Here is a 23,747-nt window from a genome sequence, read left to right on the forward strand (position 1 = left end):
TCCCTGGCGAGACCGGAATTCAGCTGCCGCTCCCGTTAAGGCCGCTGCGTATCCGGTTGATGGCGGTCGCCAGCGAGAGTGTAGCCATGGCCGGAAACACGAGCGGCGTGAGCGCCGGGACCCACAGGCCGGACGCGATAAGCACGGCGAGGATGCCGAGCGCCAGCGCCCGGTCGCTTTTGCCGAACGGGCCGGCATAGTTGCGCCCGGTTCCGGCGGCGATGCCGAGCACGCCGGCGAACTCAGTGATCATAGCCGCGATCGCAAATGCAACGACACCCCAGGCGGGAAAAATGACGGCAAATGCCAGGATCAAAGCGAGGTCGGAGATCATATCGCAGAGCTCGTTGAGATACATGCCGAGCTTCGAGGCCTGGCCATGTTCCCTTGCGAGCATGCCGTCGATGGCATTCAGCGCCATTCGCGTAAACAGCACGAGCGGCATCAGCAGAAAGACCGCGCGATGGCCTGCAAGGACTGCCACCGCAAGGCCGGCGGCGAGCGAGAGGGCAGCGGCCAGCAGTGTGATCTGGTTGGCGGTGACGCCGGCCCTGGCCAGGCCATCGGCAAGCGGCCGCAGCCTGGCCTGGAAGGCCGGTTTCAGCGCATAAAGCGTCGGCATATGCGAACCCCCCGGCCGCGGTGCAAATGATGTTGGCGAGGATGGTCAATTGGCGCGCAAGACGCAAGGGCGGCGCCCTGCCACTTTTCGACATCCGGATATGTCGGCGCTAGCTTTCCCTGCCATTGTCGCCCGGGAACCGTGCGGGCAAGCTTTCTTCGGCCGCCGCCCAGGCGCGACTATGATAGCGCCGCAGGATGAGAATGCATGTCGCGAAGACCGCCAGCCCGCAAATCACGCCGGGCGACATGCCCCCGCCGAAAGCGGACTTAACAACGATGCCGGTGAAGACGCCGGCAATGGCGCCGTTGATCGTGCCCACCATCCCCGCGGTGGTCATGAAATATTGCAGCGGCGAGGGTCTGAGGCCCTTGTCGACCAGCACCGCCGAGGGGTCGTCATGCGTGGAATTGACGAGGTATCTTTGCAGGACGGGCGCCAGTTCGACGAAATAGTGGCGGATCCTGGCCATGCCGCGGGCATGCACCATGTCCTCGATGGCAACCTGCACCGCGCGCACAAAGGTGACCAGTCCGATGAAGAAAAGGCAAGGCAGCAAGATCAGGCTGAACAACACGAACGGCCTGCCCATCTCCGTGACCTGCGCGACGAAGGACAAGGCAATCGTTGCGCTTGAGACCGAGGTCAGGAACAGATCGGCTCTCTGGTTCGCTTCCTGAATGGTCGCGGCGCGAGCGTTTTGCAGCACGAAATGCTCGGTCGTCAGGCACTGCAGGGCGTGCTGCGCCTGGTCAGGCGGAACCGGAGCGTCGGGAGAACGGGTCATCGACATTTGCCCGCTTCTGCCCGCCGGAACCGACAGGCAGAAGGGACGTCGTCCTACGAGCCGTCAGGACTTGCCGTCGCCGCCGGTGATGGCGATACGCTTGGCCTTTGCCTGGGCGCGCTCCGTCTTGGGCAGCGTCACGCTGAGCACACCGTTCCGGAACGCGGCGTTCACCTTGTCTTCGTCGACTTCGTAGCCGAGCGGGATACGCCGCTCGAAACGGCCATAGAAGCGTTCGGAGAACTGCCTGTCCTTGTCCTCGGTCTCTTCGCGCTTCTCGCCGCGCAGCGTCAGCACGCCGTCATCGAGCAGCAGCTCGACGTCTTTCTCGTCCATGCCGGGGATCTCGGCGGTGACGCGGATCTCCTTTTCGCTATCGGAGATTTCGACACTCGGCCAGCTGGCGCGGGCAGCGGAGAAGCCGCCGAGCGACGGCAGCCTCGCGTCGAAGCCGCGGAACGCCTCGTCGAACAGGCGGTTCATTTCGCGATGCAGCGTCAGGAAGGGATCGCCGTCGCCGTTGCGGAACAGGCTGGGGGGCTGATTGTTCTCCCGGCCCCACGGAATGAGATCACGAATAGCCATTGCATAGTCTCCTTTCTCGACTGGTGCATTCAGGCAGCCTGCTTGTTTGCTTCGCCCTGCGCGACCTTCGGCCCGGTCTTCGGCGAGGCGACATCGGTCGCGATGGCGATGCGCCGAGGCTTCATCTCCTCTGGCACCTCACGTACCAGATCGATGCTGAGCAGGCCGTTGTCGAGCGAGGCGCCTGCGACCTTGACGTGATCGGCAAGCTCGAAACGGCGGGTAAAGGGCCGTGTGGCGAGGCCATGATGCAGATACTCCGTGTTGTCCGGCTCCTTGTGCTGGCCGGAGACAATCAGGAGGTTGGGTTCATGAGTGATTTCGAGGTCGTCCTCGGAAAACCCGGCTACGGCGATGGTGACGCGGTAGTTGTTCTCGCCGCTGCGCGCGATGTCATAGGGCGGCCAGGCGTCGAAGGCCTGCGGAGCATTTTCCAGCAGGTTGAAGACGCGGTCGAAGCCGATGCTCGACCGATAGAGCGGGGAAAAGTCGAATGCGGTTCTCATAGCTACATCCTCCATCGAGCAACATAGATACGAGGGGCGCCAAAGAGCTGGCGCTCCCTGGTTCCGCCGGCCCCATTTCGGCGACCGGTGCCTTCGATCTGGTTATTGTCCGCCGCAAGTCAAGACCCGGTGGCTCTCGCGTTGCCGGTTTTTCGGGCCGGTTTTCGGTCGGTTCGGCGAGGCTGCCAATCTCGCCACAAGTGGGGAGATGTCCGGCAGGAGATTGCCTGTTGGTTTCAATTGCCAACGCTGACTTCCCCGGCCGGTTATTGTCTGCAGCAGGTCAAGATCCAGATTTCTTGTGTTGCCGGGCCCGTTCCCGGCACTCGCAGATGGAGCTGACCATGACACGCGACGAGATCATTTCTGTGCTGGGCCCGGTCGACGAAGCCGTGATCGCCGACATTGCGGCGACGGACGGGACGGTCCAGGAATTGCGCGAGGCCCTGGCCTGGATCGCCGCCGACGAGGCGCTGGTGAACGAGGGCCGACCGCTGCCGACGGCAAGGGTAGCGACGCTGATCGAACTGCTGCAAGGGCCGGACGAGGAGGAATAACCGGCTGCTGCCGCGATGCTCTTGAACCGCGCAAAGGGACGAACCATGTCCTTCAGCGGCGCCGGCCGGCCGCCGGTGCCGCCAGCATAACGTTGCTTGCTCAAACAAGAAGACGATCAGAAAACAAGGAGGAAGTGATGGACGACGTCCGCTTCGCCGAGCCGATCACGTTGAAATTCCAATCCAGCGAGCGCAAGGTCGCCAGCAGTTGGGAAGCCATCGAATGCATGCGCCAGCAGTGGCCGGACCGTGCACGCGGCCGGAGCTGGCGCGCCGCCTATCGGACCTGCCGCGACGCGCTCGACGGCTGGCGCACCGCGCGTGATGCGCGCAAGGCCTTCGTCAGGGCGGCGCGCAAGGCTGGATTGCTCGCAGCGGCCCGCAAGCCTGTCGACCACGCCGGCTAGTCCGGACGCCCTCCGATATTGTGAGATCCAAAACAAAGTGGGGGAGAGTCAGCTACCCCTCTCCCCCGCTTCGGAGGCACTTTGTTTGCTGTCTGGCGGCAGATCGGCTTGCTCCTCAGTGGACGGTGATAATGCCATTTACGGCCCGCCATTCGGACGGTTGGATCAGACGGTGATGAGCCACGCGCACCGAATGCAGCGGGCCTTCGATCTCGCGCTCCCAGAAATCGAGGAAATGCTTCAGCGTCGGGAAATCAGGGGCGATATCGTATTCCTGCCAGATATAGAGCTGAAGCAGGCTTCGATGATCGGGCAGGCGGTAGTGGATCTCCGCCGTGGTGAGGCCAAACCCTTGCATCTGGAGCTGAAAGTCCCTGCTGGTCATGCAATCCTTCCTTTCCCAATGAACCTCGGTCTGCAAAACGCCTCGCCTTCCACATAGGTTCCAGCCGCCGGCAAGCGGCTCAGGAGACGGACAGATTTGGAAATCCGGCCGGGTCATCGCGCCGGAAACGGCGAATGTGCGAACAATTACAGCGTATTGGCACTCTCAGGTGTCGAGTGCTAAAATTTTTGCATGATCCTCTTGAAAGCTGAAAAAAGCGCGACTAGTTCGTATGCGCGCGATGCCTGAAGAAGAGATCGCGCACCCCGTGCCGGGCCGATATTGCCGGTCCGGTCAGGAGGATGTTCGAAGATCTGTTTGTCCCGAGAGGAGAACGACATGGCGTTCCGTCCATTGCATGACCGCATCCTGGTCCGCCGCATCGAGGTCGACGAAAAGACCGCGGGCGGCATCATCATCCCCGACACCGCCAAGGAGAAGCCGCAGGAGGGCGAGGTCATTGCCGCCGGTCCGGGCGCGCGCGACGACAGCGGCCAATTGCAGCCGCTCGACGTCAAGGTCGGCGACCGCATTTTGTTCGGCAAATGGTCCGGCACCGAGATCAAGCTCAATGGCGAGGATCTGCTCATCATGAAAGAGAGCGACGTGCTGGGCGTGATCGAAGCCACGGGCGAGATGAAGAGGGCTGCCTGAGCGGGGCCTGAACAAGCATTCCAGTCAACGAAAAGCTGCCTATCGAGGAGTGTTCCAATGGCTGCCAAAGATGTGAAATTTCATACCGAAGCCCGCGAGAAGATGTTACGCGGTGTCGATATGCTTGCCAATGCGGTGAAGGTGACGCTCGGTCCCAAGGGCCGCAACGTTGTCTTCGACAAATCGTTCGGCGCGCCGCGCATCACCAAGGACGGCGTGACGGTGGCAAAAGAGATCGAGCTCGAGGACAAGTTCGAGAACATGGGCGCTCAGATGGTCCGCGAAGTTGCTTCGAAGACCAGCGACACCGCAGGCGATGGCACCACGACCGCGACGATTCTTGCTCAGGCCATTGTCAGGGAAGGGGCCAAGGCGGTCGCTGCCGGCATGAACCCGATGGATTTGAAGCGCGGCATCGACAAGGCGGTCGACGCCGTGGTCGCCGACCTGAAATCCAATGCCCGCAAGGTGACCAGGAACGACGAAATCGCTCAGGTCGGCGCCATCTCTGCCAATGGCGATGCCGAGATCGGCCGCTTCCTCGCAGAGGCGATGGAAAAGGTTGGCAATGAGGGTGTCATCACTGTCGAGGAAGCGAAGACCGCTGAGACCGAGTTGGAAGTGGTCGAAGGCATGCAGTTCGACCGTGGCTACCTCTCGCCCTATTTCATCACCAATCAGGATAAGATGCGCGTCGAACTCGAAGAACCCTATGTGCTGATCCACGAGAAGAAGCTGTCCAACCTGCAGGCCATGCTTCCTGTGCTCGAAGCCGCCGTGCAATCCGGCAAGCCGCTGTTGATCATCGCCGAGGACGTCGAGGGCGAGGCGCTGGCGACGCTGGTCGTCAACAAGCTGCGCGGCGGCCTTAAGGTCGCGGCCGTCAAGGCACCGGGCTTCGGCGATCGCCGCAAGGCCATGCTGGAGGATATTGCCATCCTGACCGGCGGCACGGCGATCTCGGAGGACCTCGGCATCAAGCTCGAGAACGTCACACTGGAGATGCTCGGCCGCGCCAAGAAGGTGCTGATCGAGAAGGAGAACACCACCATCGTCGACGGCGCCGGCCGCAAGGATGAAATCCATGCGCGCATCAGCCAGATCAAGGCGCAGATCGAGGAAACCACCTCCGACTACGACCGCGAAAAGCTGCAGGAGCGGCTGGCCAAGCTCGCCGGCGGCGTCGCCGTCATCCGTGTCGGCGGCTCGACCGAGATCGAGGTCAAGGAGCGCAAGGATCGCGTCGACGACGCCATGCACGCCACACGCGCGGCGGTTGAGGAGGGCATCCTGCCCGGCGGCGGCGTGGCGCTGCTGAGAGCGGCGAAGGCGCTCGATAATGTCGTCGTCGACAATCCCGATCAGAAGACCGGTGTCGACATCGTGCGTCGCGCCATCGAAGCGCCGGTGCGCCAGATCGCCGAGAATGCCGGCGCCGAAGGTTCGATCATCGTCGGCAAGCTGCGCGAGACGACCGACTTCGGCTATGGCTGGAACGCGCAGACCAACGAGTTCGGCGACCTCTACAGTCAAGGCGTCATCGACCCGGCCAAGGTCGTGCGCACTGCCCTGCAGGGTGCCGCCTCCGTTGCCGGCCTGCTGGTGACGACCGAGGCGATGGTGGCCGAGAAGCCGAAGAAGGAAGCTGCCGCGCCGGCCATGCCCGGCGGTGGCGGCATGGACTTCTAAGGCCAGGCTTCCAAAGCGCGACTTCGAAACGGCAGATGGACCGTGTCCGCCAAAAGCGGGCACGGTCTTGCCGGTCCGGGACTAATGCTGAGCAGGTGTTGCCATGGATATGATGGACAGTTTTGGAAAGATCGCGGCGCCGACCCGCCCGAAAAACGATTTCAACTATGAAGCCGACTGCAGGGCGGCGCTGGCGCCTTTGGTCGACGGCTTGCTGGATATGGCCGAGTCGGCCGGCTGGGACCGCCGCAAGGCGGCCTACACGCTGATGTTTCTGTCGGCTCAACGCGTGGGGGCCGGCACGGAGGAGCGCAAATGATCGCGGCGCGGATGCGCGAATGCCTGCGCCTGCTGCGTTGGTCGGAAACCGATTTCGCCGAAGAGGCGGGATACCCGCTCGCCAAGGCAAAGGCGTGGCTCTACGGGCGCGAACATCCGCCGCTGGGCGTGGCGGCCTGGCTCGAGGCGCTGGTCAAGGTGCATCGGCTGCTGCCGCGGCCGAGCATGCAAGCCGTGTTGCATTCACCGATCGACGCCGTCCTGCAGGCGGATCGAAGCGCCCGCGCGGTTGAGTTCCGCAAGCAGCCGATTGAGCCAGGAAAGGAGAGTTTCATGGATCGTGCTTCGTTCGACAAGCCAGTTACCATCCTCACCGGCCTCGGTACGCCGACGAAGATAGAAAGCGCGGCTGAGGCTTATGCACTTTTGGCTGAGTGGCCGGCAACGAGCCGGACGGCCGCGCATGACATCGCCGCCAAGGCCTGCCGGGCGGCAATGGAAGGAGAGATCGACGCCGAGACGGCGCGCGCCACCTTCGTCGCCTTCGCCCGCCGCAACGACCTGCTTGCGCCGCAGGCGAACGGGATGGTTGCCGGCGAGAGTGTTGCTGGCGCGACGGTTGCCGACTGGGCAACGCGCGCACAGCGCGTCAACGCCCCGGCCTGAGCGGTTGGAGAAGTCGCCAATCTCCCCCCTTGAGGGTCCCTTGAGGGGGAGATGTCGCCGAAGGCGACAGAGGGGGTCGGTACGTCCTGGCGCGACGCCATGTTGGACGAAAGAGAAAGTTGGCGCCTCACGCGCGGCTATCCCCTCTGGCCTGCCGGCCATCTCCCCCTCGAGGGGGGAGATTACGCGCTCAGCCGCTTTCGCCTACTAAGCCATCGGTAGCAGCCGGCGCATGATCAGCGAGGCATGGCCGCCCACCCCGTGTGCAGCCGGCCGGCGCTCGACGACCTCGAAGCCGTGCTTGCGATAGAAGGCGATTGCGCGGTCGTTGCCCCCGATCACTTCCAGGGCGATGCTGGGAATACCCGCATGCGCGGCAAGAACGGCATGCAGCAGGTCGGCGGCAAGGCCGGTGCCGTACTCTGTTTTGTCTATATGGAGCCGCTCGAGCATGACCTCGCCCTTGTCGTCCATCGCTGCCATCGCATAACCGGCGAGCGAGCCGTCAGCCCGCTCGGCGACGAAGGACATCTTGTTGTCATCCCCGAGCTCGGCCGCCAGCCGCTCCGGCGCGTGCTTCTCATCCGACAGCCGTGCCGTCGTCTCGGCACCCAGGATTGGCGAATAGGTGTGTCGCCAGGACCCTCCAAGCAGCCGCGACACCGCCGGAACGTCCTGTTCGGTCATGGTTCTTATTTGGGTCATTGGCACCTCGCCTCAGAAACCTGCCCCTTTTGAGCGGAGATGTCCGGCAAGACAGAGAGGTGCTGTCCCGCCGGCCCTGCACGGCTGAGTTCAGCGCACATCCGCGCCGGCCACCATGACTATGTGCTGGCAGACATTGTCGATATCGCGAATGACGTCGTCGTTCCAGAACCGCAGGATAGTCCAGCCCAGCGCTTCAAGCCGTGCGCTTCTGGTAGCGTCCGATATTGAGGCATCGGCCCGGGCATGCTGGGAGCCATCCAGTTCGACAATCAGCTTTTTGTCCGGGCAGGCAAAATCGACAATATGGCCTGCAATTGGCATCTGCCGCCGAAATGCCAGCCCCATGAGTCGATGCGCCCTGACCTCATTCCAGAGCTTCAGCTCGGCATCCGTCATGGCCTTGCGCATCTTGCGCGCATTGCCGCGGTTACGGGGAGGTACGGGATAGTGATTCACTACTTCTATTCCTCAGCGCGAACCTTGCCCATCTTCTCTATGCTGCGCTTGAACACCCCCCTCTGTCCTGCCGGACATCTCCCCCTCAAGGGGGGAGATTGGCAGCTTCGCCGAAAATTCTCCCTTCTTTAGAGATTGGCGAAAGCTGGAGCGACGTCCAATCTCCCCCCTTGAGGGGGAGATGTCCGGCAGGACAGAGGGGGGTGCTGGCCCGCCGACCTGGATAGGCATGGCACCTGTATCACCGCCTTACCCGCGATTTCAGCCAGCGGTCGAAGGCCACGGCGAGGATGAGGATCAGGCCGATGACGATGCTTTGCGTGTAGGACGAGACATTGTTGAACTGCAGCCCGTTCTGCAAGACGCCGATCAGTCCTGCACCGACCACCGTGCCGCCGACGCTGCCGATGCCGCCGAACAGCGAGGTGCCGCCGATGACGACCGCCGAGATCACCGTCAGCTCGTAGCCGATGCCGGCGACGGCTTCGGAGGAGTTGAGCCGCGCCGACAAAACGAAGGCGGCAAGGCCGGCGAAGAAGCCGACGATGATGTAGACCGAGATCAGGATGCGGTCGACACGCAGGCCGGAGAGTCGTGCCGCCTCGGCATTGCCGCCGACGGCATAGACCGCGCGGCCGTAACGTGTGTAGCGCAGCACGATATGGCAAAGGATCGCGGCAATCGCGAAGATGATCGCCGGCACCGGAACCGGGCCGATCAGGCCGGTACCGAACCAGCGCATCGAGGCGTCGAAGCCGGAGATCGGGCCGCCATTGGAAATCGTCAAGGTCAGGCCGCGAAACACGGTGAGGCCGCCAAGCGTGACGACGAAGGGCGGCACTTTCAGCCTGGTGATGGCAAAGCCCTGGACGCCGCCGGCCACGGCACCGACGACGACGGCCGCGAGAAGGGCGGCGAACCAGCCATAGCCCTGCGTGCCCGTTGTCGACAGCGACAGCGTGTTGGCGGTGCCGCCCTTGGCCACCACCGCCGCGACCATGCCGCAGAAGGCGAGCAGCGAGCCGACCGACAGGTCGATGCCGGCGGTGAGGATGACGAAGGTCATGCCAAGCGCGATCAGGCCGGTGATCGAGATCTGGCGCATGATGTTGAACAGGTTGATCGGGTCGATGAAGCTCGGCTTCAGCACGGTGAAGACGACGATCAGCAACGCCAGGAACATCAGTGGGCCGAAACTCATCAGCAGCCGCGCAATATTGACACCGCCGCGCTGGCTCCGTTCGGTCGTGCTGGTCATTGGGTTGCTTCCTGCTTCTGGTCGAGCGCCATCAGTTCCATCAATTTCTCCTCGGTCGCCTCGACGCCGGGCATCTCGCCGGTAATGCGCCCGCGCCGCATGGTGACGATCCTGTCCGACACCGCAAGCACTTCGGGCAGCTCGGACGAGATCATCATGATGGCGATGCCGCGCGCGGCGAGCTCCACCAGGATCTGGTGCACTTCCGCCTTGGCGCCGACATCGACGCCGCGCGTCGGTTCATCGACGATCAGTACCTTGGGATCGCGCGCCAGCCAGCGGGCAAGGATCACCTTCTGCTGGTTGCCGCCGGACAGGCCCTCGATCGCCTGCTCGGGCGAGGCCATGCGGATCGACAGCATCTTCCTGTAGTTCGCCAGCGCCTCGCGTTCGCGCCGCTCGGCCATGAAGCCGACACTGGAGTAGCGGTCGAGCGCGGCGATCGAGAAATTGGTGAGGATGGCGAGTGCTGCGAAGATTGCCTGGTGCTTGCGGTCCTCCGGCACCAGGCCGATGCCGAGCTCGATGGCGTCGGCGGGTGAGGCGGGCGCGATCGGCTTGCCGTCGAGCCTGATGGTGCCGGCGGCAATGCGGTCGGCGCCGAAGATGGCGCGGGCGAGCTCGGTGCGGCCGGAGCCGACGAGCCCGGCGACGCCGAGGATTTCGCCCGCCTTGAGGTCGAGATCGACGCCTTCGAGCACGATGGCGTGCGGCGCCTGCGGATCGCGCACCGTGCGCAGGCCGCGCACCGAGAGCCGGACGTCGCCGGCGACGTCGCGCTGCGTCGGCCTGGCATAGAGCTCGGAAGCGGCGCGGCCGACCATCTTCTCGATGATCTTCGGCAGTTTGATCGGCCCGCCTTCGCGGTCGAGATGGCCGGCCAGCCTGCCGTCGCGCAGCACCGTCATGCGGTCGCAGATCGCCGAGGCCTCCTCCAGCCGGTGGGTGACGAACATGATGGCGACGCCATCCTTGCGCAGCCGGTCCATGATCGACATCAGCCTGTGCACTTCGGTTTCGGTCAGCGCAGAGGTCGGCTCGTCCATGATGATCAAGCGGCTCTTCAGCGACAGCGCGCGGGCGATCTCGACCAGCTGCTGCTCGGCCACCGACAGCGCCGACACCGGCGTCGCCGGGTCGAGGTCGAGGCCGACGCGGGCGATGATCGCGCGTGAGTCTTCCACCATCTTTCGCCAGCTGACCAGCCCGAACCGGCCGAGCGGCGCGCGACCGATGAAGATATTCTCCGCTACCGTCAGCGTCGGGATCAGGCTCAGTTCCTGGTAGATTGTTACGATGCCGTGGCGCTTGGCATCCTGCGGATTGTGCGGGCTGAATTCGACCCCATCGAAGACGATGCGGCCGCTGGACGGCGGCATCACGCCGGACAGGATCTTGAGCAGCGTCGATTTGCCGGCTCCGTTCTCGCCGAGCAGGCCGAGAATCTCGCCGGGGCGGACTTCGAGCGAAACGTCGTTCAGCGCGGTGACGCCGGCAAAGCGCTTGGTCACGCCCTCGACGGTGAGCAGGGCGGGAGAGGGCGCGATGGCGGCTGCCTTGGGCAAAGTTTGCTCCTGGATTGCGATTGTCGGCGGGTCAGCGCCCCCCTCTGTCCTACCGGACATCTCCCCCACGAGGGGGGAGATTGGATGTCTTTCGCCAATCTTCCTGCGTTGCAGAAAAGGCGCCATCGGCGAAGCTTCCGATCTCCCCCCAAGTGGGGGAGATGCCCGGCAGGGCAGAGGGGGGCGCGACAGAATGCTACTTTTGCCGCTGCGCGCCCTTTGTGCAACCTCACTTCGTCTCGCCCAGCCTCTCTGCCTTGTCGAGATTGTCCTTGCCGATGACGATCGGCGTCAAAAGCACCAGCTTTTCCTTCGGCTCGGTCTTGTCCCTGGCGTAGGCGACCGCGATCTGCACCGCAGTGCGCGATTGTTCGCCGGGGAATTGCTCGACCGTTCCGGCCAGCTTGCCGTCGCGCACGGCGACCAGCGCTTCGGGAAGCGCGTCGAAGCCGTAGATCTTGACGTCGGTGAAGTTGCGCGCCGCGCAGGCTTCAACCGCGCCAAGCGCCATGTCGTCATTGGCGCAGATGATCGCGTCGGGCTTGCCGTTGGCGGCAAGGCCGGCCTCGGTGACGGACAGCGCCTCGGCGCGGGCGAAGTTGGCGGTCTGCTCGAAGATGATCTGGTACTTGTCCTTCATCGGATCGAGGACGTTGTGCACACCCTTGTTGCGGTCGATCGCCGGGCCGGCACCGGGCTGGCCCTGCAGATGGAATATCTTGGCGCCGTTCGGGAACGCCGCCACCATGGCCTTGGCTTCAGCCTCGCCGCCCTTGACGTTGTCGGCGCCGACATGGGCAAGGATGCCCTCGACGCCTTCGACACGGCGGTCGATGGTGACGACGGGAACGCCGGCCTTGACCGCTTCCTCGATGGCTGGGGCAAGCGCGTTGACGTCGAGCGGCGAGATGACGATGGCGTTGACCTTCTGCACGAGCGCCGCTTCGATATCGGCGGTCTGCTTGGGCGCCGAGTTCTGGCCGTCGCTTTCGACCAGGTTGACGCCCTGCGCCTGGGCTTCCGCCTTGATCTGGTTCAGCATGTGCACGAAGAACGGAAAGCCGAGGCTCGGCACCGAACCCAGGATGGTCAGCTTGTCCTGGGCAAAAGCCAGTTGCGGGGCGGCCAGCGCTAAAGCGCCCATCGCCGCGGTCGACAGCAGGAATTCACGTCTGTTGATCAATTTAGTCTCCTCCCAGATGAGCGCACGACCCGAAACCGGAATGGGTTTTCCGGAAGGTTCCTTGCGTCGATTCAAAAATGGAGTGTCCTTCGAGCGCCCAACTCGTGTTTGAAGGGACGCAACGGCGCTCCAGCCGGTCCACCGCGACGTTCTCCTCCGCTCGGTGCCTGCCGGCGGATGCTAGCCAAGGCCGGAGCTTTGCGCAAGAACACGCTACCGCGCGCGGCTCGCAGCGACCGCCAAATTGACAGCCGACACGCTCTCGGCCATCCTTAAGGCACGCCGCCTTGCGGCTTGTGCGTGAGTAACCAGCATGGCCAGTTCCGTCGCCAGTCAGAAATCCAAGCGCGCCGCGGTGCGGAACGCGCTCGACCGCCACAAGGTGTACATCACCGCGCAGCGTTTTTCGGCCGGCAGCTACAGCGCGCGGGTGCTGGTCAACGGCGAGGCCTATTGGGTCGACGAATTCCGGCTCAGCCAGCTGCAGCAGGGCCTGTCGCCGGCCGAGCTCGAATTGACGCCGGCCACCGACGATTGAGCGGCATGACGCCGACCTGCCGCATGCTGACAAAATGATTCAAGACATGCGCATCAAGCCGTTGTTTTTGCGCAAGAGCATGTGGCCGTGACCGCCCCGCCAAAGCTCAAGGCCTATCGCGCCAAGCGCGAGTTCACGAGGACGCCGGAACCCGCCGGCGGGCTGGTTGCCGGGGAAGGCAACCGCTTCGTCGTTCACAAGCACCACGCCACCGCCGACCACTACGACCTTCGCCTGCAGGTCGGCGACGTGCTGAAGAGCTGGGCGGTGCCGCGCGGCCCGTCGCTCAACCCCGCCGACAAACGGCTGGCGGTCGAGACCGAGGACCATCCGCTCGAGTATATCGACTTCGAAGGTGTCATTCCCGAAGGCGAATATGGCGGCGGGCCGATGATCGTCTGGGACACCGGCGTCTGGGCGCCGATGGACGATGTCGAGAAGAGCCTGCGCACCGGTTCCTTCAAGTTCCGCCTCGCCGGCGAAAAGCTGAATGGCGGCTGGATGCTGACGCGGCTGAAACCGAAGCCCGGCGAGGATGCGGGCAAGAAGAACTGGCTGCTGTTCAAGGAGCGCGATCTCGCCGCCGACGCCAAGCTCGACATACTGGAAGCCCGGCCGGAAAGCGTCAAATCCGGACGCCGCATTGAGGAACTGGCGGCAACGCCGAAGCCGGCCGCCAAGCCTGCCAGGCCGGTGGTGCTGAAGCCAGGTGCTTTGCCGGGCGCCGTCAAGGCGCCGCTGCCCACCCGCATCGAGCCGCAACTGGCGACGCAGGTTTCGAAACCGCCGGGCGGCGATGACCCAGCGGCCCGAACGGGCGAAGTCTGGCTGCACGAGATCAAATTCGATGGCTACCGCACCATGGCGCATCTCGCTAACGGCGCAGTCAGGCTGATCACCCGCGCCGGCCTCGACTGGACGAAGCGCTATGGCGACCTGCCGCTTGCCTTCGCCAGGCTGCCGTGCCGCGAGGCGATCATCGACGGCGAGGTCGTCGCGCTCGACGCCAAGGGCATCAGCCGCTTTGCCCTTTTGCAGAATGCGCTGGCCGAAGGCGCCGGCAACAAGCTCCACTTCTACGCCTTCGATCTTCTGTATCTCGACGGCTGGGACCTGAGACAAGCGCCGCTCCGCCGGCGCAAGGCGCTGCTTTCGCAATTGCTGTCCGGTCTCGGCGCCAATTCGGCCATCCAGCTCAGCGATCATGTCGAAGGAGACGGCCAGGCACTTTATGACCAGGCGTCCGAGATGGGGCTCGAGGGTGTCGTCTCCAAGCGCGCCACGGCAATCTACCAGAGCGGCCGTACCAAGACCTGGACCAAGACCAAGGCGCTTCAGACCGGCGACTTCGTCATCGCCGGCTACACAGTTTCCGACGCGGCCGAGGGGCTGGCTGCACTTGGCCTCGGCGAATTCGAGGACGGCGAGCTGCACTATCGCGGCAAGGTCGGCACCGGCTTCGATGCGGGAACCGCCGGCGAATTGCTGGCCAGGCTGGAGCCGCTAAGGGCGGGTGCATCCGCGCCAGAAGGCGTTCCGCGCGAAATCATGCGCGAGATGAAATGGGTGCGGCCGCTGCTTTCGGCGCATATCCACTACGCCAACCGGACCACCGACAATGCGCTGCGCCATGCGGTGTTCCGCGGCCTGCGCGACGTCGGCCTGTCGACGCCGGTTTCGGCCAAGCGCAAGCGGCTGATCGCCGAGGCCGACCTCGCCACCATCTGGGTGACCAACCCGACGCGGCGGCTGTTCGGCAAGACCGGCCCGACCAAGCTCGACATTGCCGTCTATTATGCGCTGGTCGGCGATTTCATGCTGCCGCACATTCTCGGCCGGCCGGTGTCGCTGGTGCGCTGCCCGACCGGCAGGCCGCAGGACTGTTTCTTCCAGCGCCACGCCTTCACCGGCATGCCGTCATCCGTGGCGACTTTCGAAGCGACCAATTCGGAGGGCGAGACCAAATCCTATCTCTCGGTGGAAGACGCCAAGGGCTATCTGGCCCTGGCGCAGTTCGGTGTCGTCGAGTTCCACACCTGGGGCACCCATCGCACGCGGCTCGACAAGCCGGACCTGGTCGTTTTCGACCTCGACCCGGGCGAGGGGATCGCCTGGCGCGAGGTGGTTGAGGCGGCGGTGCACATTAAGGGCGAGCTGGAAGCGCTAGGGCTGGTGCCGTTCGCCAAGACGTCCGGCGGCCACGGCATCCACATATCAGTACCGGTGACGCAAAAGCAGAACTGGAAGAAATTGCACCAGGCGACCAGCGCCATCTCGACGCATCTTGCCGCCACCGCGCCCGACACTTTCACCACCACCATGGGCAAGGATAACCGCAAGCGGCGCATCTTCATCGATTATCACCGCAATGCGCGCGGCCACACCTCGGCGGCTCCCTATTCGCTGCGCGCCCGCACCAATTTGCCGGCCTCGACGCCGGTGAGCTGGAGCGACCTGGCGACCATCGATGCCCCGCAGGATCTGAATTATTCGTCACTGCCGGGCCTGCTGGCGACGTCAGGCGACCCTTGGGCCGACATGGAAGATTTCGCCCGGGATTTGCCGGTGATGGGCACTGCGAGATAGTCCCGCGGGCGCGGCCCCAGACTCCATCGACGCTCCGGAAAATTTGAATTATTCTTCGCCACGGACCTCTTACCTGCAGGGGCTCCGGCGGAGGAAGATTTCGCTAGGGATTTGCCGGTATTGTAAGGGCAATGTAGGATTTCGGCAGCCGCATTCGTCCTCCGGACGAATGAACGCTGCGAACAGTTCGACAGCACAAGGCCGCGTAGGAGTATTTCATGGCGCCCAGGGCAAGTTGGAAAGGTTACCTCAAGCTCAGTCTGGTCAGCTGTCCGGTCCGGCTCTATCCGGCGACGAGCGCCAGCGAGCGCATCAGCTTCAACCAGCTGCACAAGAAGACGCACAACCGCATCAACATGAAGCCGGTCGACCCCGAGCTCGGGCTGGTCGAGCGTTCGGACCTGGTCAAGGGCTACGAATACGAGGACAAGCAGTACATCATCATCGAGGACTCCGATCTCGATGCGGTGCGCATCGAATCCAACCATACGATGAACATCGAGGCTTTTGTCGACGAGCATTCGGTCGACGTCATCTATCAGGACGCGCCCTATTACCTGGCGCCGGACGGCGCAATGGCCGAGGAGACCTTTGCCGTGTTGCGCGAAGCGATGCGCAAATCCGGCAAGCTGGCGATCGCCCGCCTGGTGCTGTCCAGCCGCGAGCGCGTGGTGACGATCGGCGCGCGCGAGAACGGCATGTTCGTCTGCACCTTGAGGAATCCGAACGAAGTGCGTGGCACGGCTGAATATTTCGGCAATATCCCGGCCGGAAACCCCGATCCCGAAATGCTGCAATTGGCCGAAGCGCTGATCAAGCAGAAGGAAACCACCTTCGATCCGAAGAATTACGAGGACCGCTACGAGATCGCGCTGATGGCGATGATCCGCGAGAAGCTGAAGGGCCATAAGCCGATCATCGCGGCGGCCCCCGAGCGCGGCAATGTCATCAATCTCATGGATGCGCTGAAGGCGAGCCTGTCGCAATCGGCCAAGCCGCCGGCCAAGTCGAAGAGCAAGGCCGATGAAACGGCCAAGCCCGCGGCGAAATCCGCCAAGGCCAGCGCCGCCGCGGTCAAGGAAAACCCGCTCAAGGCGAACCTTCTCAAAGCCGTCGGCAAGAGCAAGGCGTGACGGCTCTCGCCGGCACGGTCTTCGGCATCGTCGGCGCGCTGGCGGCCTTTCCGCTCAGGCTGGCGGCGCGCGAGGTCGAGCGCCAGTACGGCCAGTTGCGGCGCGGCGTCACTCGGCGCACCACACATGTCGTGTTGGGCCGCAAGTTGCTCGCCAAAGCCGGCGATGGCGAGATCGAGCGTCGCGCTGCTGCGGAGCGCGCGGCCGGGCGCAAGCTGGTCAGCGAGAACGGCTTCCTGCGCCTGCTCGGCCTGATGAAAGCGCCGGAGGCTTCGGCGCTGTCGCGGCAGTCGCTGATCGACCAGTCGCGGCTGACCGGCGCGGATCTCGACCTTTTGTCGCTGTTCGATGCCTTCGAGCATGATTGCGAACCGTATTCCTTTCGCGACCTGATCCTCGCCCGCAAATATGCCGGGCTGGTTGCCGGCGGCGCCTCGTGGGGGGCGATTGCGCGCTCGGTGCACCGCTCGGGCCCGGTCGCCTCGCTCACCGCCAAGTCGCTCGCCGTCGGCTCGCAGCATGGGCGGGCCGACGCGATCTATCTCGAGGGAGGCCAGAGCGAACTCGACGGCCAGCTGCTGTTCGATCTGGGAACGCAGGATGACGACACGCTGGAAGAGCTGTTCGCCGATGCCGAGGCGGCGGAAGGGGCTGAAGACCACGAGCAGGCGGCGGCGCTCTACCAGCGCTGCCTGGCCATCGACCCAAGCGATGCCATCGCCGCCTTCAACCGCGCCAACTGCCTGCGCGCCGCCGGCCACGCGGCCGAGGCGGCGCACGACTATGCCCGCGCCATAAAGCTCGATCCCGGCTTCGTCGAGGCCTGGTTCAATCTCGCCGGGCTGATGAGCGAAGAGGGGCGGGTAGCCTCGGCGCGCCGCCATTTGCTGAAGGCGATCGCACTCGATCCCAATTATGCCGACGCGGTGTTCAACCTTGCCAGGCTGGAGTTCGACGCCGGCAATCTCGCCGAGGCGCGGCGTCGCTGGGTGCGCTACCTCGAGCTCGACGCCAATTCCGAATGGGCGCGCACGGCGGGCAAGGGGATACAGTTCGTGGATTTGCAGCTGGCGCGGATGTCGGCGGGATAGGTGGTAGCGCCTCCTTCTCCCCTTGTGGGAGAAGGTGGATCGGCGCGCAGCGCCGAGACGGTTGAGGGGTGTTGGAAGAAATGAGGCGTCGGCGTTCCCTGGAACACCCCTCATCCGACCGAGCTTCGCTCGGTCACCTTCTCCCACAAGGGGAGAAGGGGTCACCAGCGTTGGAGTCCCCATGACAACCTTCCTCTTCGACGGCCCCGACACCGCCGCCATCATCATCCTGCTCGCCCATGGCGCAGGCGCTCCTATGGACTCGCCCTCGATGACCGCCACCGCCAAGGCGCTGGCCGCAGCCGGCTTCCGCGTCGCGCGCTTCGAATTCCACTACATGGCGGCTCGCCGCTACGGCCACCGCAAGCCGCCGCCGCGCGCCGAGACGGTTAACCCGGAATACGTCAAGGCGATCGCCGACCTCCGGGCGAAGGGCGTGAAGGGTCCGCTGATCATCGGCGGCAAGTCGATGGGCGGACGCGTCGCTTCGATGATCGCCGACGAGATGTTTTCGAAGGGCGAGATTTCAGGGCTGCTTTGTCTCGGCTATCCCTTCCATCCGCCTGACAAACCGACGCAGCTTCGGACAAAGCACCTGGCCGATCTCAAGACGCCGACAGTGATCTTCCAGGGCACGCGCGACGAGTTCGGGACCAAAGACGAGGTCGCGACCTATGCTTTGTCCGATGCAATCGAGATCTTCTGGCTGGAAGACGGCGACCATGATCTGAAGCCGCGCAAAAACATCTCCGGCTTCTCCACCGCCGATCATCTGAAGACGCTCGCTGATGCGGTGAAGGCGTGGACCGAACGCATCGTGCGCTGAAGCAGGCCGATGAAGATCGCCACCTTCAACGTCAACAACATCAACAGCCGGCTGCCGAACCTGCTCGCATGGCTGGCTGCCGCCAAACCCGACATCGCCTGCCTGCAGGAGCTCAAGGCGAGACAGACGCAGTTTCCGCGCACTGCGCTGGCGGCGGCCGGCTACGGCGCGGTTTGGGTCGGGCAGCCGACCTGGAACGGCGTCGCCATCCTTTCGCGTGGCGCAGAACCCGTTCTGACCCGCGAGGCGCTGCCCGGCGACGATAGCGACCAGCAGGCGCGCTACATCGAAGCGGCGGTCAACGGCATCGTCGTCGCCTGCCTCTACGCGCCGAACGGCAATCCGCAGCCCGGCCCGAAATTCCAGTACAAGCTCAACTGGCACGAAAGGCTGGAGGCGCATGCGGCACAGTTGCTCGACACCGACCTGCCAGTGGTGCTGGCCGGCGACTACAACATCGTGCCCGAGCCGCGCGACATCTACCCGACCCGCTCCTATGACGACAACGCGCTGGTCCAGCCGGAAAGCCGCGCATCGTTCCAGCGGCTGCTCGACCAGGGCTGGCTTGACGCGCTGCGCAAGAAGCACCCGAACGAGACGCTCTACACATTCTGGGACTATCGCCGCAACCGCTGGCCGCGCGATGCCGGCCTGCGCCTCGACCATATCTTGCTCAGCAAGAAGCTGTCGCGCCGGCTGGTAGCGGCGGGCATCGACCGCGACGTGCGCGGCGAGACCGGCGCCAGCGATCATGCGCCGGTCTGGGTGGAGTTGAAGTGAGGCACGGAGGCTGGCGCCGCCTTTCCGGGCGGCAACCAGTCAAGTTGGCCGCGCCGCTTCGCGGGCGAACGCCTCGATCAGAGGGGCGTATCCCTCGAGGTCGGGCTGCGTAGCGAAACTGTGGCTAGCGGCGGTCGAAGCCCAGGGCAGCTTTTCCGAAGTGAAGACTTCGACGAAAGGCACGTACCATTGGTGCTGGTCCAGCATGGTCGCACGAACGTTGACGAAAAAGTCCAGGCCATGCGGGCGCGTGAACATCCAGTTCTTGCAATGCGGGCAATAGAGCTGCCGGTGCGGGCCGTGCAGGCCGCCGACCACCGGCTCGCCCTGGGTGACGGCGAAACCGTCGCTGGGCACGGCGATGGTCAGGGAATACGCGCTGGCGCTCAGCTTCTGGCAGCCGGTGCAGTGACACGCCATCGTCAGCAAGGGCGGGGCGCTGATGCGAAAGCGTATTCCGGCGCACAGGCAACCGCCGCCCCAAGGTAGCTTCCAATCGTCCATTGCTGGCCTCGCGTTAGCCTCTGCCAGCGATCTAGCGCACGACCGGCCTCCCGGCAAACGCGGCGATGCCTGCGGCTGCTGCCGAAGGGCTGGGGTGGACTTGAGCCATCACCGACAGCCAGGCGCCGAGCGCCATCATTGCAGAGCGGATAGATGAACAGGTTTGCTGACAGGCTGCTTGCAGCCCTCATGATCGTGATCGGCACGGCTTGCTTCATCGAGGCGTATCTGGCGCTGGGCGAGGCGTGCTCGCGAGGTGCCGAACGGCCTCAGTTTCACCGCCGGCAGACCGGCAACCAGCTCGCCATGTTCGACAGCCAGTCCGGCCCGATCTATGCGGTTGCCTTTGCCGCGGGCGGCACGGTGCTGACCGGCGGCTACGACCGCAGCATCAGGGACTGGCCGGCTGGCGGCGCCGATAGGATGGTGCTTTTCGCCGGGGCGCCGGATTGATTGCGGGATATCCAATTTCGTCGCCGGGGCTTGGACACCCCCACTGTTGCGCTGGGCAACCGCATTTGGATTCTTGCGAAGATGGACCCCCACCCTAACCCTCCCTACAAGGGGGAGGGAATGCTGCCGCGCGCCCTTACTTCCCCTTTGGCGCCGAAAGGCAGGCAATTTGCCGAGGTCAGCGCCAACGGAAGTCTCCCTCCCCCTTGTGGGGAGGGGTTAGGGGTGGGGGTCCATCGTAGAGCGAAAGTCTCGGCTTTCCATCTGCCATAGCCCTGCGCTGGTGGGGGGAGATCGGCAGCTCCAGCGTCGGCTTCGGCGCGTATACTTGACCCGCCTACCACCAACGCTATGTTCGCGGCCATGTCAGAGACCAGCCCCGCGGCCACCGTGCCGCTCATCGTGATCGATCTTCAGACCGGCATGTTCGACGGTGTTGCCGAACCGCCGATCCATGATGCCGACGGCATCGTTGCCCGCACCCGCGCGCTGATCGAATGGGCGCGGCGCAGCGGGCGCAAAGTCGCCTTCATCAGGCATGACGGGCCGCAGGGCGATCCTCTGGCGCCGGGTGAGCCGGGCTGGCCGGTGTGGCCGGCGCTCGGCCAGGCCGAGGACGAGCCGACTTTCGCCAAGTGTGTCGGCGATGCGTTCAGCAATGCCGCCCTTGCAGAATGGGTGGCCGGGCAGGGCGCCGGCGAGGTCGTTCTGATCGGCGCGCAGACCGATTTCTGCGTGGCGGCCACGGTGAAGGGCGCCTTTGCAGCGGGCCTGGGCGTCACCGTGGTTTCCGACGCCCACAGCACGCTCGACGCGGCCAGCGAGACCGCCGCGGAGATCATCGCCCGGCACAATGCGGCATTTGCCGCCGCCGGGGTCAAGCTGGCGACGACAAAAGCCCTGACCGATAGCTGATCCGCCGGCTCATCCCTACGCCGTCAAAGCCTGATCCAGCCGGGAAGCAACTGGCGGGTTCAGACAATTTGGCGCGGGGCGCCTCACTACTGCGGGCTTCCGCCGGCGCGGTCTATCGCGTATTGGCGCAGGAACTCTCCTTTGGCCTTCCCCGGAAAACCATGATTCGTCTCGAAAGCATCAGCAAGCAGAACGGCAGGCAGATCGTCTTCATCGAAGCCTCCGCCGCGTTGCAGAAGGGCGAGAAGGTCGGGCTGGTCGGGCCTAACGGCGCCGGCAAGACGACGCTGTTTCGCATGATCAACGGCGAGGAGCAGCCCGACGAAGGCCAGGTCTCGGTCGATCGCGGCGTCACCATCGGCTATTTCAGCCAGGATGTCGGCGACATGGAAGGCCGCAGTGCGGTGGCCGAAGTGATGGACGGCGCCGGACCGGTCAGCGAAGTGGCGGCCGAGATGCGCGAGCTCGAGCACGCCATGGGCGACCCTGACCAGGCCGACCAGATGGACGAGATCATCGCCCGCTACGGCGAGGCGCAGCACCGCTTCGAGGAGCTCGACGGCTACGCGCTGGATGGCCGGGCGCGCGAGGTGCTGGACGGCCTCGGCTTCAGCCAGGAGATGATGGACGGCGACGTCGGCAAGCTGTCCGGCGGCTGGAAAATGCGCGTGGCACTGGCCAGGATCCTTTTGATGCGGCCCGACGCCATGCTGCTCGACGAGCCGAGCAACCATCTCGACCTGGAAAGCCTGATCTGGCTGGAGCAGTTCCTGAAGAACTATGACGGCGCGCTGCTGATGACCTCGCACGACCGCGAGTTCATGAACCGCATCGTCAACAAGGTGGTCGAGATCGACGGCGGTTCGCTGACCGCTTACTCCGGCAACTACGAATTCTACCAGCAGCAGCGGGCGATTGCCGACCGGCAGCAGCAGGCGCAGTTCGAGCGCCAGCAGGCGATGCTGGCCAAGGAGATCGCCTTCATCGAGCGCTTCAAGGCGCGTGCCTCGCATGCTGCCCAGGTACAGAGCCGGGTGAAGAAGCTGGACAAGATCGACCGGGTCGAGCCGCCCAAGCGCCGCCAGAAGGTATCGTTCGACTTCCAGCCGGCGCCGCGCTGCGGCGAGGACGTGGTGACGCTGAAGAACGTGCACAAGGGCTATGGCAGCCGCTCGATCTACGAGGGATTGGATTTTCAGGTGCGCCGCCGCGAGCGCTGGTGCATCATGGGCGTCAACGGCGCCGGCAAGTCGACGCTGCTGAAGCTGGTCGCTGGCGCTTCCGAGCCGGACAATGGCACGGTGGCGCGCGGGCCCAGCGTCAAGATGGGCTATTTCGCCCAGCACGCCATGGAAGTGCTGGAGGGCGAGCGCACCGTGTTCCAGACGCTGGAAGATGCGTTTCCGCAGGCCGGCCAGGCGCCGCTCAGGGCGCTGGCCGGCTGCTTCGGCTTTTCCGGCGACGAGATCGAGAAGAAATGCCGCGTGCTGTCGGGCGGCGAGAAGGCGCGGCTGGTGATGGCGCTGATGTTGTTCGATCCGCCCAATTTGCTGGTGCTGGACGAGCCGACCAACCACCTCGACATCGCCACCAAGGAGATGCTGATCACGGCACTGTCGCAGTACGAGGGAACCATGCTGTTCGTCTCGCACGACCGCCATTTCCTGGCGGCGCTGTCGAACCGGGTGCTGGAACTGACGCCCGAGGGCATCCACACCTATGGCGGCGGCTATACCGAATATGTCGAGCGCACCGGGCAGGAGGCGCCGGGGTTGCGGAGCTGAGGCCGGCTCTGCCGCGCACGGTCACGTAGACGCTCGATTCCGGGGGCCAAGCACGAGGTGCTCAGCCATGTATCGCAATTTCGCGCAGCGGATCGCCGCCGTCGATGAACAGCCGGCCTTGCGCGGTCAACGCCGCCTTGAGCCGTCGCAGGGCAATTTTTCCTGCTTCGGGATGACGCCCGTCCAGCGCGCCGACGCGCACCGCAACGGCAATGTCGAAGTGCTTCTCATCGGCCTCCAACTCGAAATCCTCGATGGCGATCTGGCGAAGGCTCAGCCGGCCTGCCGCAATCTCGGCGCGCGAGGCGGCCCCGGCCTGCGCGATGGCCTTGGCCGAGCGGTCGATCGCCAGCACGTGCCCGCCGCCGATCCGGCGCGCGATCTCGCGCGCTGCAGCACCCGGTCCGCAGCCGATCTCCAGCACTCGCATGCCCTGCCGCAAAGGCAGCGCATTGACGATCTCCAAAAGCCTTGGCGACAAGTCGTTCGCCATACGCTGTTCTCCAGCTTTTTCACAATCCGAGACTAGCGACCGCGGCCGGCGACGGGAAGGCCGAGAGACGCGGGCATCGCCGATGTGTTCAGCTGGCATGTTCAGCTGGGTGCTGCTTGAGCAGGGGGCATGATCGACATCGAAGAGGTCGACGATCCGGTCTCGACCGCGGGCGACCGGGCGGCCCGGCGTCGTTGACCTGAGGGGTAGGGAGGGAACTGGCGCCGAGCCTAACCGGTTGGGGGGTAGATCACCGGCCGTTTATGTGTATACGCTCAAGCTAATATAAGAGCAAGCTAATGTTTTGCGTCAGCGATGTTGGACGATTGTTCTGACC

Annotated in this window: 27 protein-coding genes; 15 read left to right on the plus strand and 12 right to left on the minus strand. The window is 64.5% G+C overall.

The window, feature by feature from the left end:
- Positions 1-19: 19 nt before the first annotated feature.
- The 4 genes from NKH93_RS08160 to NKH93_RS08175 all read right to left on the minus strand — a co-directional run bounded on the left by NKH93_RS08160 (position 20) and on the right by NKH93_RS08175 (position 2,500).
- Positions 20-622: a CDP-alcohol phosphatidyltransferase family protein gene (locus NKH93_RS08160; RefSeq protein ID WP_352501216.1), complete on the minus strand. Its 603-nt coding sequence runs from the start codon at positions 620-622 to the stop codon at positions 20-22.
- A gap of 109 nt (positions 623-731) precedes the next feature.
- A complete protein-coding gene (locus tag NKH93_RS08165; protein WP_352969809.1) occupies positions 732-1,415 on the minus strand; it encodes a hypothetical protein in 684 nt (227 codons plus the stop codon).
- A gap of 57 nt (positions 1,416-1,472) precedes the next feature.
- Positions 1,473-1,994, minus strand: a complete 522-nt coding sequence (locus tag NKH93_RS08170) for an Hsp20/alpha crystallin family protein (protein ID WP_352472123.1) — start codon at positions 1,992-1,994, stop codon at positions 1,473-1,475.
- A gap of 29 nt (positions 1,995-2,023) precedes the next feature.
- The gene (locus NKH93_RS08175; protein ID WP_352472122.1) at positions 2,024-2,500 is read right to left on the minus strand and encodes an Hsp20 family protein; all 477 of its coding nucleotides are present in this window, start codon (positions 2,498-2,500) and stop codon (positions 2,024-2,026) included.
- A gap of 344 nt (positions 2,501-2,844) precedes the next feature.
- Here NKH93_RS08175 and NKH93_RS08180 point away from each other — a divergent pair, with 344 nt between their 5' ends.
- Both NKH93_RS08180 and NKH93_RS08185 read left to right on the plus strand, forming a co-directional pair.
- Positions 2,845-3,057, plus strand: coding sequence for a hypothetical protein (locus tag NKH93_RS08180; protein WP_245274651.1), 213 nt, complete (start codon positions 2,845-2,847; stop codon positions 3,055-3,057).
- A 137-nt stretch (positions 3,058-3,194) separates the two neighbouring features.
- The gene (locus NKH93_RS08185; RefSeq protein WP_352541165.1) at positions 3,195-3,464 is read left to right on the plus strand and encodes a DUF982 domain-containing protein; all 270 of its coding nucleotides are present in this window, start codon (positions 3,195-3,197) and stop codon (positions 3,462-3,464) included.
- A 115-nt stretch (positions 3,465-3,579) separates the two neighbouring features.
- Here NKH93_RS08185 and NKH93_RS08190 read toward each other — a convergent pair whose 3' ends face one another.
- Positions 3,580-3,849, minus strand: a complete 270-nt coding sequence (locus NKH93_RS08190) for an usg protein (protein ID WP_352457304.1) — start codon at positions 3,847-3,849, stop codon at positions 3,580-3,582.
- 339 nt (positions 3,850-4,188) lie between these two features.
- Between NKH93_RS08190 and NKH93_RS08195 the strand changes: the two genes are divergently transcribed.
- The 4 genes from NKH93_RS08195 to NKH93_RS08210 all read left to right on the plus strand — a co-directional run bounded on the left by NKH93_RS08195 (position 4,189) and on the right by NKH93_RS08210 (position 7,137).
- Complete coding sequence (locus NKH93_RS08195; protein WP_352472118.1) at positions 4,189-4,503, plus strand: co-chaperone GroES; 315 nt, start codon at positions 4,189-4,191, stop codon at positions 4,501-4,503.
- A gap of 57 nt (positions 4,504-4,560) precedes the next feature.
- The gene (groL, locus tag NKH93_RS08200; RefSeq protein ID WP_352501213.1) at positions 4,561-6,192 is read left to right on the plus strand and encodes a chaperonin GroEL; all 1,632 of its coding nucleotides are present in this window, start codon (positions 4,561-4,563) and stop codon (positions 6,190-6,192) included.
- A 103-nt stretch (positions 6,193-6,295) separates the two neighbouring features.
- Positions 6,296-6,511, plus strand: coding sequence for a hypothetical protein (locus NKH93_RS08205; protein ID WP_254819654.1), 216 nt, complete (start codon positions 6,296-6,298; stop codon positions 6,509-6,511).
- On the plus strand, positions 6,508-7,137 hold the full coding sequence (locus NKH93_RS08210; RefSeq protein WP_352920195.1) for a DUF982 domain-containing protein: 630 nt from the start codon (positions 6,508-6,510) through the stop codon (positions 7,135-7,137). The genes NKH93_RS08205 and NKH93_RS08210 overlap by 4 nt, the downstream gene beginning before the upstream one ends.
- Positions 7,138-7,344: 207 nt before the next feature.
- On the opposite strand, the gene NKH93_RS08215 is transcribed toward NKH93_RS08210, so the two are convergent.
- The 5 genes from NKH93_RS08215 to NKH93_RS08235 form a co-directional block, all read right to left on the minus strand.
- Entirely contained in the window at positions 7,345-7,842 is a 498-nt protein-coding gene (locus NKH93_RS08215; protein ID WP_352920192.1) for a GNAT family N-acetyltransferase, read from the minus strand.
- 90 nt (positions 7,843-7,932) lie between these two features.
- Positions 7,933-8,301, minus strand: coding sequence for an endonuclease domain-containing protein (locus NKH93_RS08220; protein WP_352472114.1), 369 nt, complete (start codon positions 8,299-8,301; stop codon positions 7,933-7,935).
- A gap of 241 nt (positions 8,302-8,542) precedes the next feature.
- The gene (locus NKH93_RS08225) at positions 8,543-9,559 is read right to left on the minus strand and encodes an ABC transporter permease (protein ID WP_254819652.1); all 1,017 of its coding nucleotides are present in this window, start codon (positions 9,557-9,559) and stop codon (positions 8,543-8,545) included.
- Positions 9,556-11,124 carry a sugar ABC transporter ATP-binding protein gene (locus NKH93_RS08230; protein ID WP_352920190.1) on the minus strand — a complete coding sequence of 523 codons (1,569 nt, stop codon included), beginning with the start codon at positions 11,122-11,124 and terminating at the stop codon, positions 9,556-9,558. The genes NKH93_RS08225 and NKH93_RS08230 overlap by 4 nt, the downstream gene beginning before the upstream one ends.
- Positions 11,125-11,353: 229 nt before the next feature.
- Positions 11,354-12,304 carry a substrate-binding domain-containing protein gene (locus tag NKH93_RS08235; protein ID WP_352472200.1) on the minus strand — a complete coding sequence of 317 codons (951 nt, stop codon included), beginning with the start codon at positions 12,302-12,304 and terminating at the stop codon, positions 11,354-11,356.
- Positions 12,305-12,620: 316 nt separating this feature from the next.
- On the opposite strand from NKH93_RS08235, the gene NKH93_RS08240 reads away from it, so the two are divergent.
- The 6 genes from NKH93_RS08240 to NKH93_RS08265 all read left to right on the plus strand — a co-directional run bounded on the left by NKH93_RS08240 (position 12,621) and on the right by NKH93_RS08265 (position 19,261).
- Complete coding sequence (locus NKH93_RS08240) at positions 12,621-12,845, plus strand: hypothetical protein (RefSeq protein ID WP_352472112.1); 225 nt, start codon at positions 12,621-12,623, stop codon at positions 12,843-12,845.
- 87 nt (positions 12,846-12,932) lie between these two features.
- A complete protein-coding gene (gene ligD, locus NKH93_RS08245; RefSeq protein WP_352501210.1) occupies positions 12,933-15,431 on the plus strand; it encodes a DNA ligase D in 2,499 nt (832 codons plus the stop codon).
- 218 nt (positions 15,432-15,649) lie between these two features.
- Entirely contained in the window at positions 15,650-16,564 is a 915-nt protein-coding gene (gene ku, locus NKH93_RS08250; RefSeq protein WP_352773121.1) for a non-homologous end joining protein Ku, read from the plus strand.
- Positions 16,561-17,655 carry a tetratricopeptide repeat protein gene (locus NKH93_RS08255; RefSeq protein ID WP_352920186.1) on the plus strand — a complete coding sequence of 365 codons (1,095 nt, stop codon included), beginning with the start codon at positions 16,561-16,563 and terminating at the stop codon, positions 17,653-17,655. Before ku ends, NKH93_RS08255 begins: the two co-directional genes overlap by 4 nt.
- A gap of 181 nt (positions 17,656-17,836) precedes the next feature.
- Complete coding sequence (locus NKH93_RS08260) at positions 17,837-18,481, plus strand: alpha/beta hydrolase family protein (RefSeq protein ID WP_352920184.1); 645 nt, start codon at positions 17,837-17,839, stop codon at positions 18,479-18,481.
- 9 nt (positions 18,482-18,490) lie between these two features.
- Complete coding sequence (locus NKH93_RS08265) at positions 18,491-19,261, plus strand: exodeoxyribonuclease III (RefSeq protein ID WP_352920181.1); 771 nt, start codon at positions 18,491-18,493, stop codon at positions 19,259-19,261.
- 39 nt (positions 19,262-19,300) lie between these two features.
- Here NKH93_RS08265 and NKH93_RS08270 read toward each other — a convergent pair whose 3' ends face one another.
- On the minus strand, positions 19,301-19,765 hold the full coding sequence (locus tag NKH93_RS08270) for a GFA family protein (RefSeq protein ID WP_352920179.1): 465 nt from the start codon (positions 19,763-19,765) through the stop codon (positions 19,301-19,303).
- 153 nt (positions 19,766-19,918) lie between these two features.
- Between NKH93_RS08270 and NKH93_RS08275 the strand changes: the two genes are divergently transcribed.
- The 3 genes from NKH93_RS08275 (at position 19,919) to NKH93_RS08285 (ending at position 22,917) form a co-directional block, all read left to right on the plus strand.
- Positions 19,919-20,218, plus strand: coding sequence for a WD40 repeat domain-containing protein (locus tag NKH93_RS08275; RefSeq protein ID WP_352501204.1), 300 nt, complete (start codon positions 19,919-19,921; stop codon positions 20,216-20,218).
- A gap of 363 nt (positions 20,219-20,581) precedes the next feature.
- On the plus strand, positions 20,582-21,133 hold the full coding sequence (locus NKH93_RS08280; protein WP_352920177.1) for an isochorismatase family protein: 552 nt from the start codon (positions 20,582-20,584) through the stop codon (positions 21,131-21,133).
- 161 nt (positions 21,134-21,294) lie between these two features.
- Positions 21,295-22,917, plus strand: a complete 1,623-nt coding sequence (locus NKH93_RS08285) for an ABC-F family ATP-binding cassette domain-containing protein (RefSeq protein ID WP_352472101.1) — start codon at positions 21,295-21,297, stop codon at positions 22,915-22,917.
- Between the two features lie 61 nt (positions 22,918-22,978).
- Here NKH93_RS08285 and NKH93_RS08290 read toward each other — a convergent pair whose 3' ends face one another.
- Positions 22,979-23,410 carry an SAM-dependent methyltransferase gene (locus NKH93_RS08290; RefSeq protein ID WP_023675692.1) on the minus strand — a complete coding sequence of 144 codons (432 nt, stop codon included), beginning with the start codon at positions 23,408-23,410 and terminating at the stop codon, positions 22,979-22,981.
- Positions 23,411-23,747: the final 337 nt, after the last annotated feature.

It is taken from the genome of Mesorhizobium sp. M0954 (assembly GCF_040319155.1).
In the GTDB taxonomy this organism is placed as follows: Bacteria; Pseudomonadota; Alphaproteobacteria; order Rhizobiales; family Rhizobiaceae; genus Mesorhizobium.